The organism is Rhodopseudomonas sp. (assembly GCF_048594845.1).
In the GTDB taxonomy this organism is placed as follows: domain Bacteria; phylum Pseudomonadota; class Alphaproteobacteria; order Rhizobiales; family Xanthobacteraceae; genus Rhodopseudomonas.
Genome location: NZ_JBMDXE010000193.1, coordinates 23432 through 38456 on the forward strand (window position 1 = coordinate 23432; position 15025 = coordinate 38456).

The window sequence follows — 15025 nt, forward strand, 5'->3', positions numbered from 1 at the left end:
CCATGTGTTTCTTTGAGGTAAACCGCGCCGACGACGGCCGCCCCCTCGGTCTTAGCAAAGACGTAAACCGAAGGTGTTAGACCGTCCGTATTAAGTGGTGCGGGGATATTGCAATGATTGATCCTTTGAAGGGATTTTACGCAGCAGAATTTGAGACGGCGCGGAAGAAAGCGCACGGCGTCGTCATGCTGAATGACGGTCAGATCCGAGGCGGTGACTCCAGCTTCGCCTATATCGGCTCATACACCCAGTCCGGACTCTCGGTATCCGGTAGCTTGCGCGGCATCCGCCACGCGTATGCCAACGATCCGGAACGCGTCTCGATCTTCGGCATCGATCCGGTCGAAGTCAGCTTCGATGGCGTTGCCAAAGACGGCTATGTCGCGATCGAGGGCGCCGCACGCGAGACGCCGAGCCTGACGCTCCGCGCCATCCTCACGCGCATCAGCGATTGAAGCAGCAACGGCCGTTCACGGGCCATACGTCGCGGTTTCGCCAATGGTGCACTCTGCATGACGATTCCCGAAAAGCGTAAATTCCGCCGGGTCGGATTCGATCGCGGCATCGATGCGTGGATCATGTCGATCGACGGCACCTGGCGCCTGAGCTGCAAAATGCTCGACGCCTCGGTGGCAGGCGCCCGGCTGGTGCCGTCTTCGATCGATAAGCTCAAGGAGAAAGAGTTCTTTCTCCTACTTTCGTCGACCGGCCTCGCTTATCGTCGCTGCGAACTTGCCTGGATCAATGGCGACGAGGTCGGCGTGAAGTTCCTGCGAATGAAGCGGTGAACTCGCTCACGTCGGAGGCTTGAGCTCCGCGGACGACAACCAGCCTTCCATGTTCGCCTCGCTGTCGAGCTGCCGGGCGCGCTCGATCAGGCGATCGCGCTCGTCCTGCGGCGCGACCTCCGCCAGACCTCGCAAGGCGGACGCCTCTTCGACCAAGCGCTGATGCAGAGACTTCGGATTGCACGACGAGCGTTGCTGCATGGTCTCCTCCCATGTCGAGCGAAATGGCGGGAGCGCGACAGTGCGATCTCATCACCGATAACTGCCTGAGACGGTGCGGTGATGATAACAGTATGGGTCGCGCTCCCACCGATTGCGAGGTGGCAAGAGTGCGCACCACGGTGCGGCAATCTGCATGACAGTGATGGCCGGAACACCCATCTGGCCGCGCTGCAGCAAGGGCCTGTGATGGGAAGCGGAAGCCTTACGCGTTGCCAAGTGGGGAGGAGTCGCGGCCGATCATGCATCTCACGCCAGGGCGAGCAGACGTGGCACTTGATCGCGGATCGCGGCAGCAACGCCGCGGTCGAGCCGATCGAGCCAGCGCTTCGGCAGCGCGGCGAGTCCGTGAGTGGCCCCGGCGAGCATTGCCGCAAGCGCGCCGGTGGTGTCGGCGTCACCGCCCTGATTTACAGTGGCGATAACGCAATCGGACAAACTCTCCGTGCTGAAATAGTAGTGCAGCACGGTCTGCATCGTATCGACGACATAGGCCGAGGACTGCCCGCGATACGGCTCGAACCTGAAACTGCGATGGGTGTCGACCAGCGCGTTTGCAATAGCACGGGCACGCTCGCGGCCGTCGCCGGCGATCAGCGCCTGTAGCATCTGCACCAGCGTCAGCGCGGCGCTGTCCGAGAGCGGATGATGATGCGTGATGTGCCCCTGCGCCACCGTCCACGCTTCGGCCTCGGCGGGGCGGCCGAGCGTCGCCAGCGCCAGCGGCAGAATCCGCATTGCCGCGCCGTTACCCGCGTCGCCTTCGAAATAAGGTCCTTCGACGGTTCCGGTGGTGATGTAGCGGCGGATACCGCGGCGACAGGTGCTGCCGACGTCGACGGGGCCGGTCCTCAGCCAGGCGGCGAACTCCTCGCAGACGTCGTGGACATCGAACCCGCCGGAGCGGATCAGCGAGCGACCGAGCGCCAGCGCCATGTCGGTGTCGTCGGTCACCTGCCCCGGCTTCAGCCGCAACCAGCCGCCGCCGATGATCTCCTTGTGCACGCCGTGACGCTCGGCGATCTCTCCCGGCGTCATGAACTCCACCGTGGCGCCGAGTGCGTCTCCGATCGCGAAGCCGAGATACGCCGCCAGCGCGCGGTCTTCGATGTCAGGCCGTATCATTGCATGCCTCAGAAGTAACTCGCGGTGACGCGATAGGCCCCGCCGATCACCAGATACTCGCCCTCGCCCTTGAGCGGATGCGCGGCGAGCAGCCGGTTGAAGAACAGGATTTTCTGCACCGGCACGCGTACCGTGAGGATGGTGTCGCCGAAGCAATCGGCCACGCTGCGGTCCGATGAGAACGAGGTGAGATTGTTGAGCCGCATCACCACGTGACGGCGATCGATCCGCTCGACGATTTGATGCTCGTCGAAGGCGTTGACGCCACGATAGAGCGTGACGTGGCTGCTGCCGGCCGCCGCGAAATGCGCCAGCGCCCACTGGCAGAACTCGAACAGAAGATCGAGCTGGACAGTGATCGCGTTGTTGTGGAAGCGGCTCGACATTTTCTCTTCGACGTACGCCGCCCAGGCCGCACTCGCGGCCCGATCGATCGGCTGCTTGTGAAAGGTCGGAAAGATGCCGAACCGGCTTTCCACCCAGCCCTTCAGCACGGCGCCTTCCGGCCCGTTGCTGTCGAAGCCCCAGCCCTTGATCAGATCGAGAAACGAGGAGCGGAAAGGACGACGGCCGACGCCGGCGCGAACACGCTGCTCCGGATCGATGCCGAACAGCGCCTTCATGTAGCAGGAGAACGCCTCTCCCGCGTCGGCGAGATCATCCGCCTGAGCGAGCATCTCGAACAGGCTGGGATTCATCTCGCGCACGCCGGCGATATGCAACGGCACCGGCTGATCGTTGAAAGCGGCGTCGGTGAGATATCCCATCGGCACGCCGACGAGATTCGTTGAATGACCGATGCCCGTTGCTACGCTCAAGGATGCCGGCCTGCCGCTCGCGCCCGCGGGCGCCTCCACCGCTTCACGGCCGACATGGTTAGCTGACGCGGGCGCGCCTGCCTATGCGCATCTCGGCTAGGCGGCCGGTGTTCTCGCCCAGCGGGTCAGCGGGCGCGCGCCAGCGTCTCGGAGGGCAATTCGCCGTGCTTCTGGCGATAGTCATGGGCAAAGTGGCCGAGATTGCTGAAGCCGCAGGCGAACGCCACGGAGGTGACCGACCGCGACGGCTCGCCCTGCAGCAGCAGCTCGCGCGCCTTGTTGAGCCGAACCGACTTGGCGAACGCCATCGGCGAGTAGCCACGGTGCTTCTGAAAGGCCTTGAACAGGCTGCGGACGCCGACGCTGGTCACGGCGGCGAGGTCGTTGATGGTGATGGCCCTGTTCCAGGAGGACGCGATGAACTCCTCGGCGACGCGGACGTAGTCCGGCGCGGTGTCCGGGGCGTCGCGATCGAGCTGATCGCTGAAATTGTGACGGGACACGCTGAGCAGCGACACCAGCAAAGCATGTTCGAATTCGCGCAACATTAGCGGCGGCAATCGCGGCTGCGCCGGATCGACATGCCGGGAGAGCAACAAGGCGAAATCGCGCAGCGCCTGCGCGCCGCGATGATCGATCCGCGCGGACGGCGCGAACGCCAGCTTGCCGCGCGGCTTCACCCCGAGCATCGACTCCAGCGTCGCCATCAGCGCCCCGTTGGGACAGCGGATAATCAGCCGCTCGTGGCCGCTGCCGAGATCGACCGGCGTCGCCGGAGGCGGCCGCCGCGGCTCATGATCGCTGTCACTGCCAGTCCCGCTGCGGCCATTGCTACGCAGCGCGACCTGCAACCGCGCGAAATCCGTTTCCGCAACGTCTCCCGCCGTCTGCGTCCGCGAGCGGCAGAACCCGAATGCCACGACCTCCAGCTCGACTACGCTGCCGACGCTCTCGAAGCCTTCCGCTTCGCCGGAAGAGGCTTGTGCACCATCGATTTGAATCAGCGCGTGGCGCATCTCTTCGGTGTCGGTGGTGGGGGCGACCGGGGCCCGATCAGCCGGATAGTCGGTGTCGGTGGCCCGCTCGGAAGCATTGGACATACTTGGAGGACTCCGTCAGTTCGTCTGGGTGCGCCAGATCTGTCCGCCGAACCTAGTGGTGGACCGCAGTCGGGACCGACCAAAACCGGACATCCCGCAGCGCAGGAAAGCCTGCGAAGCTGGATTAACTCCTCAACCGATGCTGAAATATCACAGTTTCTGAACGACATTCCGCCTCGCGGAGGCTCGCGAGACACAGATGACCGCACTCCCCGTGCAGGGAAGCGCGATCATGTGTCCTCCGGGTCCCGACTCGGAACCAACTTCGGCGTCACAGCCCGGACGCGACCAGCTCGACGATGCGGTAGAGCACCAGCCCTGCGGCCAGCACCAGGTAACCGCGAAGTACCAGCATCCATGTCCGGCTAAGCCCGGACAGACGGGCGACCGGCAGCGCCGCAATCGGCGGCATCCGCCACTCGGCCGGATCGCCGTAGGAAACCGCTGCCTCGCGCGCGGCCAGCCCCTCCTCGCCCCTCAACCGCGACACCAGCTTGACGATCAGCGACAGCAGCAGCGCGCCGGCCGCACCGCCAACGAGGATGCCGACGATCCACTCCTCGCCGATGTCCGGATACAGCACGGACGCGGTCAGGATCACCGACAGCAGAACCAGCACAGCGACGATCGCGCCCGTGAAGAGGTTGCGCGCCGGGCCGTTGGCCCATGGGCCGAGCACGGCCTTGTCGTTGCACAGCAGCAGCAGGAACACCGTCGCGCTCGGCAGCAGGACACCTGCCAGCGTCTGCACCGCATTGGTCAGCGAACCGAGCGGCATACCCGGCGTCACCACCAGCGCAGCCGCGAAGGCGATCAACCCCGCGTAGACGGCGTAGAAGCCCTTCGCCTCGCTGGGCTTGCGATGCAGCGAATGCGCGACGGCGAACACATCGCCGATCGCATAGGCCGTCGCCAGCGACACCGCGGCTGCGCCAATGATGCTGGCATCGAGCAGCGCCAATGCGAACAGCACCGCCGGCAGCCGCCCGGCAGCCTGCTCGATGCCGCGCGCGGTGCCGAGCGCGTCGGTATAGGCGCCGAACTCCGGCCGTCCGGCAAAGGCCGCGGCCGAGAAGCCGATCATCGCCACCGCGCCGATGATCACCAGCGCAATGCCGATGCACAGGTCCCAGCGCTCGTAGCGGATGAAGCGCGGCGTGATCCGCTTGTCGATCAGATAGCTCTGCTGGAAGAACAGCTGCCACGGCGCGATCGTCGTGCCGACGATGGCGATGATCAGCAGCATCACGTCGCTGAGCGGCGCGCCTTCCGGCATCTTCGGCACGAAGAAATCGTGCGCCAGCTGCGGCAGCGGCGGATGCAGTATCAGGGCGATCGGGATCAGCAGCAGGCTGCCGCCGACGAGCATCAGCGCGAAGCGTTCGAACCTGCGGAAGTCGCCGGTCGAAACCGCCAGCGTGATGATCAGCGCCGCGGCGATCACGCCCCAGAACTGCGGCAGGCCGAGATAACGCAGCGCAAGGCTGATACCGATGAACTCCGTGACCAGTGTCAGCGCATTGAGCAGAAACAGATCGGCGACGCTGAAGGCGCCCCAGAACCTGCCGAACCGGGCAAAGATCAGCCGCGCATGGCCGACGCCGGTGACCGCACCGAGCCGCACCACCATCTCCTGATTGACGTACAGCACCGGGATCAGCAGCAGCAGCGTCCACAGCAGCGTGGTGCCGTAGTTCTGGCCGGCCTGGGTGTAGGTGCCGAATGCGCCGGCGTCGTTGTCGCCGACCATGACGATCAGGCCGGGTCCGGCGATCGCCAGCAGCGTCTGCAGACGCGCCTTTAGCGTACGGCGCGGCGCACGGTCATCGGCCGCAATTGTACCGAATGCGCCGCGGATCTCGCCAAGATGCGCGCTGTCCAGCACTGCGCTGGGGCTCACGCCCGTGCAAGCCGCCGCTTCGAGAGGAATGTGCTTGGTCATGAGGCTCTCCTGAGCCGGCCATGCGCGGCCGGACCGGAGAGCAGCGTCAGGCGCCCTCGCCGGTGCGGCTCGCGATCATCGCGGCCTTAGCTGTTACTGATTTCAGCAAGCCCGCCGCACGCCGGATGGCGGCAGCGGGCAATCTGGGTTGATGGTCCATCGTGCTGTGCTCCTGCCCGGCCTCAGACCGGACGCTGCCAATCACGCAGCGCGCGAAGGCGGATGATAGGCGCGACTGCCGGCGCTGCCGGCTTCGGCGCTCGCTGCGTCGTCGCTCGACGGCACGGCGGACCAGCTGCCGACCAGGCGACCGGTCGGAGACAGATGCCAGTGCAGTTCGAGCGCGGGACGCCGCGGGCGACGAACGCCGCCGCGCAGATTGTCGTTGGCCGCAGCCCGGGCTTCGCCCCGGCGCGCGGCAAGACCGGCGCGTGCCGGCCACCATGCGGTTTTGATTTTGATCGACATCACTCACCTCCACGGCCGCAGACGCGGCGGGACGGTGAGATCAGGCGGCTAGCAGCGCACCTTGCTCACGCGCACCAATCCGGTCGCGGTCCGATGTGTTGCGGTCGCATTCGCCCGAACTGACGCCGGGAAAAGGCGGCCAAAGCTGCTAGGGCCCATGTGCTCTTCGTTGGATGGATGAACGGCCGCGCGGCAGGCGCGCGACCAAGCGGACCCCTACGCCCGCACCGCAAACCAAGTCAATACAATTTCATCGGCGCACGTTCACCTGCGGACGATCCGATCGCAGTCGCATCGAGCCGGCCAGAGCGATCGACTCCATCGGCTCGCGGCGCACCGCCGGGCTGGTCCAAGGCCACCAGCGCCCGCCATAGCCAAAGCCCCTTCCGCCCCACGGCAGCGTCTGCTAAGTGCCAAAGCATCCAAGCTGGAAGGGTGGTCGAGTGGTTTAAGGCACCGGTCTTGAAAACCGGCGTGCCCGCAAGGGTACCGTGGGTTCGAATCCCACCCCTTCCGCCATTTGCTCAAACGACGCCCGCAAATCGCTTAAGATATTGAACGGAAAGGTCGTTTTTGGGGTTCGAAATCCCATTTTCGCGCTGTACTGCAAGCGCTCAGAAAAAGTCAGTCTCAAGACCATATTTCGATGCTCCATTTTGCCGGAAGCCCAGAGTTTTGAAGGGTTTGCCAAGAACTGCACTGCGAGTTCGAACAGTTCATCGAATGGCCGCTTAGGTTGGGCGCCGGTCTCAGATTTTTCGCGCAAAACGAGTGCCTGACGCTCCAGTCTTCCGATGCGCTTCTCGTAGGCTTGGATGACGGAAGTCGATCCGGCTTCGACGACGCGGTCGAGCAACTTCTGCACCTGCCGCTCAATCTGCTCCGCTTCACGCTTGCAGGTCGCTGCCAACGCATGGCCTTGCGCCAGCCGTTGCTCCCAAGCCTTTTTGAACATCCCGTAAGCGGCCTCCACCAAAGACTGGCTCGGGCTGACGCGCGCAAGAACACGGGCGAATTCGCCTTCGATCACATCGCGTTTGATCGATTTTCGATTCTGTTCGCAGGTCTTCTCGAAGAACATGTAATACGCATGCTTCACGCCGGTCTTACTCGTGGACCAGCATGAGGTGAGCGGCTTGCCGCACTCCGCACAAGAGACCATGCCGCGCAGCGGGAAATCCTCGCGGATGTCCTTGCGCGCAGGAGCCTTCGGCTTTTCGCGGAGGCGTTCTTGATTGCGCTGGAAGGTCTCAAAGGAGATCAAGCCCTCGTGTTTTCCTTTGCGCAACGGAATATCCCACTCGGGCTTCTCAACGTAGCCAGCGTAGATCGGGCGCGTCAGAAACAACTGCACCAACTGATTGGTCAGGCCCTTAAAGCTAGAATGAGTTTCCATGAAGCGGCGAACTTCAGCGCGCGTCTGAAAACGGCCACTTGCAAATCCTTCAAGCGCTTCCTGAATGATCGATGCTTCCGGTTCGTCACGAATGAGAACCTTGCCTTCGCCGGGCCGATGCTCATGCCGATAGCCTCTGCAAAGGTAGAAAGGCCAGTACCCGTTAAGAACACGCCCACGCATGCGGCTGCGCGTTTGTTCAGCGCCTTTCTCACGCTGATGCTGAGCCATGGTAACCAGCATGCCTTCAATGAGTGCGGGTCGGCGTCATCACCGAAGCGCGCGTTCGGGCTCTCCAAAACGCCCCCAGCTTCCTTGATCTGATCGCGCAACATCCAATGCGCACGATGTCCGCGGGCAAGGCGGCTTAAGTCGTCTACGATGATGACGAGCCCGCCTGATCGTTTGTGCCTGCGCAAGTATGCGAGCAGCTCCGACATGACGGGGCGCTCGGAATATTTGCCGGACAGGTTCTCGTGAAAAACCTCGACCACTTCATAGCCGCGATACTTTGCGAACTCGCGACAGGTCGCTTCCTGAGACTTCAGGCCGTGACCCTTCTTCACCTGTTCTTCGTCAGAGACGCGGCAGTAGATGATCGCTTTCGTAGTACTGAGAAATTGTTCTTTGAGATGTTTCAAGAGTCCGTCCTTGCCGCATTGTGCTGCTGACGCACCGCGACCCGAGGTTCAAAATGTTCAAGATTGTCCAAGCCTAGCATGCCTGCGGAATCCTCTTCCAGAGTCTCCCTAGATCCTATTGCCTGTTGAACCGGATTGAGATCGAAACCGAGATCGACAAAGCCGACCACGATCTTCCAAAGTTCTTCGATGAACGCGCGCTTCTGCGGTTCGGTCCAATCGCAGTCATCGAGGAAGTGGCAGAACTCCTGCGGATCGAATGCCAGCGCCAGTGGCTGGCTTGCAGGTTCTGCCGGGGTTGGGTTGTTTTTGTCCGTCATACGGTCCTCCTAGTGGCCGTATGCCGCGCGGCTTCGTCCCACGCAGGAAGTCAGCCGAGCGACAATGATAGGACACTTGTCCTATTTTTTCAACTTTACTAACGTTTCTCGGTCGCCCTCCGGGCGAGCGACTCTGTTATGGCAAAAGAAGCTAGGGTATCGCGCGGGTGCTACGCGGGTACGGATCTAAAAAGATGCAGTTTGATTGGGAGACCGCCACCGGGAGCGAGATTACCGTCCTGTACGGGGCAATCCGCGATCTCCTCAAGCCCAAGGGCCTAACCTGGAAGCAGGTTTTTGCAGAAGCCAGTCCGAAGATTACGACGGGCACGAATTACGAAAAGAACTTTAGTCGTGGCAAGATCGCGCCACAGCGCGCCCGTCAGATCGCAGAATGGTTAGAGAGGCGCTTCCCTGAAACGGCTGCTTATGTGGATGAGCTGCTCACTTCAGTTCAATCTTCGATCGAGCATAATTCTCCATGGGAGAAATTCATCGAAGAACATGGGCAGTTCACGAACGTGGAGCTGTGCATTGTCCACCCGGAAGACCACGTAATACGCTCGCGCGATAGGTCGAAGGCGAAGATTGTCGCGGACCCCGTACCGTACATGCCTGCACAGTATGAAGTGAAGCTGCATAAGCGCTTCACATTTAAGATCGAAAGCCCGCTTCGCGGGCATGTGGGTGTATTACAGTGGTCACAGGGTGTCTGGTGGCCGGTCCCACTCGACGACAAGACTTGCTGCATGCCTTTGCTACCGGGCACATGTTGGACGCCTTTCGATCCTGAGACAGTCATCGGCGATCCGCGACACCTGCTCAGTGAACACACCGAGGTCGGGCTACACCGAATCGTCTTCGTCCTCGCCACTGGCCTTCATCCCGTCTTCAAGAATGTGCGCCTGGATGAACGGTTCGAACCGAGCCAACTAAACGAGATCGCGGAATCGTTGTTTACCCGTCAGCAAGGGTCGTGGCACATCTTTCGTCTGAACGTGCTCTTCAAAGCGTTGGATGCTCCTTGAGATCAGCCGCTAAGTGCGAAGCGCAAGATGCGTGCTGTAACACAGCACGCATCTTGGCAAAGGGGCCCGCTGGCGCGCCCCCGTTGCATCCCCCCGGCGAATGACGCGACTACCGGCATCGAGCCGGTCGCGTCATGGCGAAACGTCTGGCCGTTTCATCACCAGTCGGGAGGAGCCTCCAAGCTCCCCCGACGCCCCCATGGTCAGGGGTCTTGCCCCTGAACCACGCGCGGGAGATTTCGCTCTCCCTGCACCCATCGACACGAAGGGCTCGCCGCCGCCCCTCATGAACCCACTCGCCAAACTTGGAGCTTTTCCGCTCCACCGGCACCGAACCATGGAGGACCGTGATGGCCGGTCCAGCGCCACTCAAACGAGCCTCTGTGCTCGCCCGAGTCCCCCTTCGCCTGCGTTTTGCCGCCGGACCATGCGCGCGCGATTTCGCTCTCCCGGCATCCCATCGATTCCAAGCAACCTTTCAATTACTTGGAAGAAAGCCGAGCGGGTCTGCGTCCGTTTCTGTGAATAAGCGCTACTGGCGGAAATCAACAGTTTGTTCACCGGTTGTTCTTAGGGTACGAATCTGACAAAATGTCAGAAAATGACCCAGAGGATTCCGTGACCGATTTCTCCACCCTCCGGCAGCAGGCCGGTCTTTCCGTACCCGAAGCAGCAACCCACCTCGGATATACGGAACGGCAAATTTATCGCTGGGACAACGGCGAGGTTCAGCCAAGGAAGGCGGTTCTTGAACTTCTGCGTACGATTAAATCCTCGACAGCCAGTAAGGACGACAAGGCATCCTCATTCACCTTCATTGACTTGTTCGCCGGGATTGGCGGCCTCAGGAAGGGGTTTGAGGAAATTGGAGGCAAGTGCGTATTCACTTGCGAATGGGATCGCTACAGCCAGCAAACTTACCGCGCAAATTTTCCGAACGACGATCATGAAATTGCCGGGGATATCAAGGCGGTTGAAGCCGCCGATATCCCCATGCATGACGTGCTGATCGCTGGATTTCCCTGTCAGCCTTTCTCCATTGCCGGGGTATCAAAGAAGAACGCACTCAAGCGTCCGCATGGTTTTGCATGCGAGACGCAGGGCACGCTTTTCTTCGATGTTGAGCGCATTATTGAACATCACCGTCCGCGGGCCTTTCTACTCGAAAACGTAAAAAACCTAGTCAATCACGATCAGGGACGGACTTTCCGTGTCATCCATGACGTTCTTACACGAAAGCTCGGATATCACATCAGCTGGAAAGTGATCGATGCCAAGCCTTGGGTGCCACAGCACCGCGAGCGCATCTTCATCGTGGGCTTTCGCGAGCGGAACGACTTTTCATTCGACAACCTGGTCATTCCCGATGCACTTTCGGGACCAAGGCTCGAGACAATTCTCCATCCCGAAAACGGCAGCGAAAAGCCCGACAAGCCCTATACCGCCGGGCGCCAAGCCACGGTATCGCCCAAATACACGTTGTCGAACCACCTCTGGACCTACCTTCAAAACTATGCCGCAAAGCACCGGGAGAAGGGCAATGGTTTCGGCTTCGGACTCTTTGGCCCGACCGACGTCGCGCGTACGCTCTCTGCACGTTACTACAAGGATGGATCAGAGATACTCATCCGCCAGAAGGGTTCTGCACCGCGCAGGCTGACGCCGCGCGAGTGCGCCCGCCTGATGGGTTTCGATGAACTTGGTGGATGCGAATTCAAGATTCCCGTATCCGATACGCAGGCCTACAAACAATTCGGCAATTCAGTTGTCGTACCTGTCGTCAAGGCTGTCGCTAGACACATGGAGCCGTGGCTCGTCCGCCATCATGACACGCTGGAGGCGGAAACACGAAAGGTACGGCGTGCCTGATGTAGTGGACAGCGCCACCCGAAGCCGGATGATGGCCGGCATCAGGAGCAAGGACACAAAGCCTGAACTTGTGCTCAGACGCGCACTTCACGCGAAGGGATTCCGCTACCGGATTCACGCCCGCGACGTTCCGGGAAAGCCCGACATGGTCTTCCCGAAGTACAGGGCCGCGGTATTCGTGAATGGATGCTTCTGGCATGGTCATTCATGCAAGTATTTCCGGCTTCCCCGGACACGACCGGAATTCTGGTCAACCAAGATTTCAGGCAATCAGGCACGCGATGCGAAGGTCAGACATATGCTTGATGACGCCGGGTGGCGTCACCTCACCATCTGGGAATGCAGCCTGCGCGAGAAAGGTGGCGCGGAAGCGATGGCCGAGAGCGTTGCGAGGTGGCTGGGATCACTTTCCGTCCCGCTGAAGGAGACGGCCTGATGGCGCTTGCCGATGTCACTGACTGGATGGACGAGTACGGTACGCCGGGTCACCTCTGGTTCGTCAAGCGGCTGTCCGCCAACGATACGCTTGCCAACGACGCGCACCAAGCCGGGCCGTATATTCCGCGTGACTTCCTTTTCCGGATACTTCCGTCACTGAACCGGCCAGAGGTCGAAAACCCGGATTGCCGCTTCGACCTGTACATCGACTCCCATCTCGATCATCGCGAGGTTCGTGCGGTATGGTACAACAAGAAGCTTCACGGTTCGGGCACCCGTAATGAGACCCGCCTTACGGGGTTTGGCGGAAAACAATCGGCACTTCTGGATCCGGACAGCACCGGAGCACTCACCATTTTCGCATTTGTTGTAGACGACAAGGATGCCGCTAGCGAATGTCACGTCTGGATTTGCCGTGACGGGACCGAGGAGGATTTGTTTGAAGAACGTTTCGGACCCGTCGAACCAAAAAGTTATCTGGTGTGGCAACCGGGCGGCGCCCCGGAGCGGGATCTCTTCACAATCGAGCCATCCCACAGCAATTGCCGTCTCTCACCTGCGGACATACCACCCGCATGGCTTACCCGTTTTCCCAAGGGTGAAGAGCTCATTCGAAAAACGATTGAATTGCGGCCCGCGACTGGCATGAACCCGGACGTCCGGCTTCTTCGTCGCAGGGCCTGTGAGTTTGAAATGTTTCTCGGCGTCGAGGAAGCAGTCTTTCTGCCGCGGATAAGGCGCGGCTTCGAAAACATCGACAGTTTTGTGGGGCTTGCACAAACCATCCTGCAGGGGAGGAAATCCCGTTCCGGCAATTCCCTTGAATTGCATGCCCGTGAAATTCTTGTCGAGGAGGGCATGCGGGTCAGCGTTGAATTCGCGCACCGCCCGATCATCGAGGGCGGCAAGCGACCTGACTTCATATTTCCCTCGGCAGCGGCGTACGAGGATCCCTCCTTCCCTGCTGCCAAGCTGCGCATGCTCGCGGCAAAGACTACGTGCAGGGACCGATGGCGTCAGGTGCTCAATGAGGCTGACCGTATTTCCACCAAGCACCTTCTTACGCTTCAGGAAGGCGTGTCGGAGGGGCAGTTCAGGGAAATGCGTGATGCGGGCGTTCATCTCGTTGTGCCGGAAGGCCTGCATGAGTCCTACCCTGACGCCGTTCGCCCCCATTTGCTTACACTAGAAAGCTTCATCGGTGATGTCCGCCTTCTCAGTCTCGGCGGTTCATAGCGCCACAGCAGGTTTTGTCCGTGGCCTGCGTTTTGTTGCTGCCCAAAATTCGGGCCCAGGCTAGCATCGCCCGATGACGACACCGGCAAATTGGATTCTGGAAAATAACACGTTGCGCATACAGCGTGACGGTCTGGCCGTTACACCCGCCGCGCTCGATGTTTTGCGGTGCATTGAAGACGGACAATCGGTCTGGCCCGACGTTCCCCCAGGAAAAACCGGTGCAGCCTCTAGCCTGAAATTCAGCGCGTATCCGATAATGTTGCGGCTCGTCGTCGAGCACGATCCGTCAGTAGGCACGCTCTGCATCCGGCTGGCGGGCAAATCGCGTGGCAGGGATATCGCGTTGCCGGAGAGGCTCGCTGATGCTGATCACGTCGTGTCCGGAGACACTTGGTACGCGATCGACAACGAAAGTCTTTTGGAGGTAACTGACGTACTGCGTGTAAGCGGTGCAACTCTCGGTCCGCTGCGCTCGCTTGGCATCTTCCTGAAGCTTCGGCGCGCATCCCAGGAAGGAACGGCGGTCGAAGATCGCACACGGGACGCCGAGCTTCCGCCATTACTATTTGTGCCTCCGCGCGGCGATGCTCCTCGCGGGGTCCACGCCTCCCTTTACGGATACCAAGACGATGGCTGGCGGTGGCTCAAATTCATGGCGTCACAGCATATGGGCGGGATCCTCGCTGACGAAATGGGACTGGGCAAGACGCTTCAGATCATAAGCCTGTTGCGCGACCCCGGCGAGCAGCAGACCACGACTCCAGCCCTCATTGTCGCTCCCGGCTCGCTCCTTGAAAACTGGAAGCGGGAGTTTGCAAAATTCGCGCCCGACCTAAGCGTGCTCAAGCATCACGGTCCGCGGCGCACGGGCCGTCACGCAGAACTGACACGCCACGACGTGGTCGTAACCTCCTATGATGCGGTGGTTCGGGACGGCGGCATGTTCGGCATGGTTGAATGGCCGGTCGTCGTCCTCGACGAAGCACAGCACATTCGAAATCCCGATGCAGTAAGAACACGGGCGGCAAAAGCCCTTCGCCGTCTGACCGCAATAGCCGTAACGGGAACGCCCTTGGAAAACCGCCTGTCTGACCTGTGGTCGCTCATCGACTTTGCAATTCCCGGGCTGCTCGGATCACTCGGCGAGTTTACCAGGACGTTCGATGAATCCGTGGAGGCGGCTGCTGCACTTGAGGGGCTTGTTTCACCCATCATCCTGCGCCGCCGCGTCAGGGACGTTGCCAACGACTTGCCCGAGCGCATTGACATTCCACAGGCAATCGAACTTTCGCAGGATGAGGCAGAGGCTTACGAACGCATGCGCATCGAAATCTTCGACGCGCACGGCAAGGCTGCGAGCCTTGTGGCACTGACTAAGCTGCGGATGTTCTGTGCGCACCCCGCAATCGCTGGCGGGCATGCCGCGGCTGGCGAGTTTTCAAAGCTTGAACGCCTGCGCGAACTCATCGAAGAGATTTTTGCTTCCGGCCAAAAGGTGATCATTTTCACATCGTATACGGAAATGGCCGACATCATCGTCGAACTGATATCTCGTCACTGGGGTGTCTTTGCCGCCTGCCTCGACGGACGGCTGCCCATTGATGACAGACAACCCCTTATAGACAGGTTCTCGG

16 protein-coding genes, 1 tRNA gene and 1 pseudogene are annotated in these 15025 nt (G+C 60.9%); 9 read left to right on the forward strand and 9 right to left on the reverse strand.

The window, feature by feature from the left end:
- The first annotated feature begins 113 nt into the window (after positions 1 to 113).
- Complete coding sequence (locus tag ACOJTD_RS12500; RefSeq protein ID WP_420133229.1) at positions 114 to 455, forward strand: GrlR family regulatory protein; 342 nt, start codon at positions 114 to 116, stop codon at positions 453 to 455.
- 57 nt (positions 456 to 512) lie between these two features.
- Positions 513 to 788 carry a PilZ domain-containing protein gene (locus tag ACOJTD_RS12505; protein ID WP_420133230.1) on the forward strand — a complete coding sequence of 92 codons (276 nt, stop codon included), beginning with the start codon at positions 513 to 515 and terminating at the stop codon, positions 786 to 788.
- Between the two features lie 6 nt (positions 789 to 794).
- On the opposite strand, the gene ACOJTD_RS12510 is transcribed toward ACOJTD_RS12505, so the two are convergent.
- The 6 genes from ACOJTD_RS12510 to ACOJTD_RS12535 form a co-directional block, all read right to left on the reverse strand.
- Positions 795 to 989: a hypothetical protein gene (locus tag ACOJTD_RS12510; protein WP_420133231.1), complete on the reverse strand. Its 195-nt coding sequence runs from the start codon at positions 987 to 989 to the stop codon at positions 795 to 797.
- A 267-nt stretch (positions 990 to 1256) separates the two neighbouring features.
- The gene (gene draG, locus ACOJTD_RS12515) at positions 1257 to 2132 is read right to left on the reverse strand and encodes an ADP-ribosyl-[dinitrogen reductase] hydrolase (RefSeq protein ID WP_420133232.1); all 876 of its coding nucleotides are present in this window, start codon (positions 2130 to 2132) and stop codon (positions 1257 to 1259) included.
- Positions 2133 to 2140: 8 nt separating this feature from the next.
- On the reverse strand, positions 2141 to 2899 hold the full coding sequence (locus tag ACOJTD_RS12520) for an NAD(+)--dinitrogen-reductase ADP-D-ribosyltransferase (RefSeq protein ID WP_420133245.1): 759 nt from the start codon (positions 2897 to 2899) through the stop codon (positions 2141 to 2143).
- A 176-nt stretch (positions 2900 to 3075) separates the two neighbouring features.
- Positions 3076 to 4050, reverse strand: coding sequence for an AraC family transcriptional regulator (locus tag ACOJTD_RS12525; protein ID WP_420133233.1), 975 nt, complete (start codon positions 4048 to 4050; stop codon positions 3076 to 3078).
- Between the two features lie 271 nt (positions 4051 to 4321).
- On the reverse strand, positions 4322 to 5992 hold the full coding sequence (locus tag ACOJTD_RS12530) for an NRAMP family divalent metal transporter (RefSeq protein ID WP_420133234.1): 1671 nt from the start codon (positions 5990 to 5992) through the stop codon (positions 4322 to 4324).
- Positions 5993 to 6193: 201 nt separating this feature from the next.
- A complete protein-coding gene (locus ACOJTD_RS12535) occupies positions 6194 to 6460 on the reverse strand; it encodes a hypothetical protein (protein ID WP_420133235.1) in 267 nt (88 codons plus the stop codon).
- Between the two features lie 429 nt (positions 6461 to 6889).
- Between ACOJTD_RS12535 and ACOJTD_RS12540 the strand changes: the two genes are divergently transcribed.
- Both ACOJTD_RS12540 and ACOJTD_RS12545 read left to right on the forward strand, forming a co-directional pair.
- Positions 6890 to 6979: transfer RNA gene (locus ACOJTD_RS12540), tRNA-Ser, on the forward strand.
- A 217-nt stretch (positions 6980 to 7196) separates the two neighbouring features.
- Positions 7197 to 7586 (forward strand): hypothetical protein, encoded by a 390-nt coding sequence (locus tag ACOJTD_RS12545; protein ID WP_420133236.1) that lies wholly within the window; start codon positions 7197 to 7199, stop codon positions 7584 to 7586.
- On the opposite strand, the pseudogene ACOJTD_RS12550 reads toward ACOJTD_RS12545, so the two are convergent.
- The 3 genes and pseudogenes from ACOJTD_RS12550 to ACOJTD_RS12560 all read right to left on the reverse strand — a co-directional run.
- Positions 7524 to 7856, reverse strand: a pseudogene (locus ACOJTD_RS12550) (recombinase); the annotation flags it as partial. The gene ACOJTD_RS12545 and the pseudogene ACOJTD_RS12550 sit on opposite strands and share 63 nt — an antisense overlap.
- A complete protein-coding gene (locus ACOJTD_RS12555) occupies positions 7826 to 8497 on the reverse strand; it encodes a recombinase family protein (protein ID WP_420133237.1) in 672 nt (223 codons plus the stop codon). The pseudogene ACOJTD_RS12550 and the gene ACOJTD_RS12555, both read right to left, overlap by 31 nt.
- On the reverse strand, positions 8494 to 8817 hold the full coding sequence (locus ACOJTD_RS12560) for a hypothetical protein (protein WP_420133238.1): 324 nt from the start codon (positions 8815 to 8817) through the stop codon (positions 8494 to 8496). The genes ACOJTD_RS12555 and ACOJTD_RS12560 overlap by 4 nt, the downstream gene beginning before the upstream one ends.
- Before the next feature lie 194 nt (positions 8818 to 9011).
- Here ACOJTD_RS12560 and ACOJTD_RS12565 point away from each other — a divergent pair, with 194 nt between their 5' ends.
- The 5 genes from ACOJTD_RS12565 to ACOJTD_RS12585 all read left to right on the forward strand — a co-directional run.
- A complete protein-coding gene (locus ACOJTD_RS12565; RefSeq protein ID WP_420133239.1) occupies positions 9012 to 9845 on the forward strand; it encodes a hypothetical protein in 834 nt (277 codons plus the stop codon).
- A gap of 618 nt (positions 9846 to 10463) precedes the next feature.
- Positions 10464 to 11714 carry a DNA (cytosine-5-)-methyltransferase gene (gene dcm / locus ACOJTD_RS12570; RefSeq protein ID WP_420133240.1) on the forward strand — a complete coding sequence of 417 codons (1251 nt, stop codon included), beginning with the start codon at positions 10464 to 10466 and terminating at the stop codon, positions 11712 to 11714.
- Complete coding sequence (locus tag ACOJTD_RS12575) at positions 11671 to 12150, forward strand: very short patch repair endonuclease (RefSeq protein WP_420133241.1); 480 nt, start codon at positions 11671 to 11673, stop codon at positions 12148 to 12150. The genes dcm and ACOJTD_RS12575 overlap by 44 nt, the downstream gene beginning before the upstream one ends.
- Positions 12150 to 13388, forward strand: a complete 1239-nt coding sequence (locus ACOJTD_RS12580) for a type II restriction endonuclease (protein WP_420133242.1) — start codon at positions 12150 to 12152, stop codon at positions 13386 to 13388. The genes ACOJTD_RS12575 and ACOJTD_RS12580 overlap by 1 nt, the downstream gene beginning before the upstream one ends.
- Before the next feature lie 73 nt (positions 13389 to 13461).
- Positions 13462 to 15025: DEAD/DEAH box helicase (locus ACOJTD_RS12585; RefSeq protein WP_420133243.1), on the forward strand; the 1564-nt coding region annotated here is incomplete at its 3' end.

Bases quoted from the DNA above. Each gene is read 5' to 3' on its own strand.
- ACOJTD_RS12500 (WP_420133229.1), top strand. From the start codon at position 114: ATGATTGATCCTTTGAAGGGATTTTACGCAGCAGAATTTGAGACGGCG.
- ACOJTD_RS12505 (WP_420133230.1), top strand. From the start codon at position 513: ATGACGATTCCCGAAAAGCGTAAATTCCGCCGGGTCGGATTCGATCGC.
- ACOJTD_RS12510 (WP_420133231.1), bottom strand. From the start codon at position 989: ATGCAGCAACGCTCGTCGTGCAATCCGAAGTCTCTGCATCAGCGCTTG.
- draG (WP_420133232.1), bottom strand. From the start codon at position 2,132: ATGATACGGCCTGACATCGAAGACCGCGCGCTGGCGGCGTATCTCGGC.
- ACOJTD_RS12520 (WP_420133245.1), bottom strand. From the start codon at position 2,899: ATGGGATATCTCACCGACGCCGCTTTCAACGATCAGCCGGTGCCGTTG.
- ACOJTD_RS12525 (WP_420133233.1), bottom strand. From the start codon at position 4,050: ATGTCCAATGCTTCCGAGCGGGCCACCGACACCGACTATCCGGCTGAT.
- ACOJTD_RS12530 (WP_420133234.1), bottom strand. From the start codon at position 5,992: ATGACCAAGCACATTCCTCTCGAAGCGGCGGCTTGCACGGGCGTGAGC.
- ACOJTD_RS12535 (WP_420133235.1), bottom strand. From the start codon at position 6,460: ATGTCGATCAAAATCAAAACCGCATGGTGGCCGGCACGCGCCGGTCTT.
- ACOJTD_RS12560 (WP_420133238.1), bottom strand. From the start codon at position 8,817: ATGACGGACAAAAACAACCCAACCCCGGCAGAACCTGCAAGCCAGCCA.
- ACOJTD_RS12565 (WP_420133239.1), top strand. From the start codon at position 9,012: ATGCAGTTTGATTGGGAGACCGCCACCGGGAGCGAGATTACCGTCCTG.
- ACOJTD_RS12575 (WP_420133241.1), top strand. From the start codon at position 11,671: ATGACACGCTGGAGGCGGAAACACGAAAGGTACGGCGTGCCTGATGTA.
- ACOJTD_RS12580 (WP_420133242.1), top strand. From the start codon at position 12,150: ATGGCGCTTGCCGATGTCACTGACTGGATGGACGAGTACGGTACGCCG.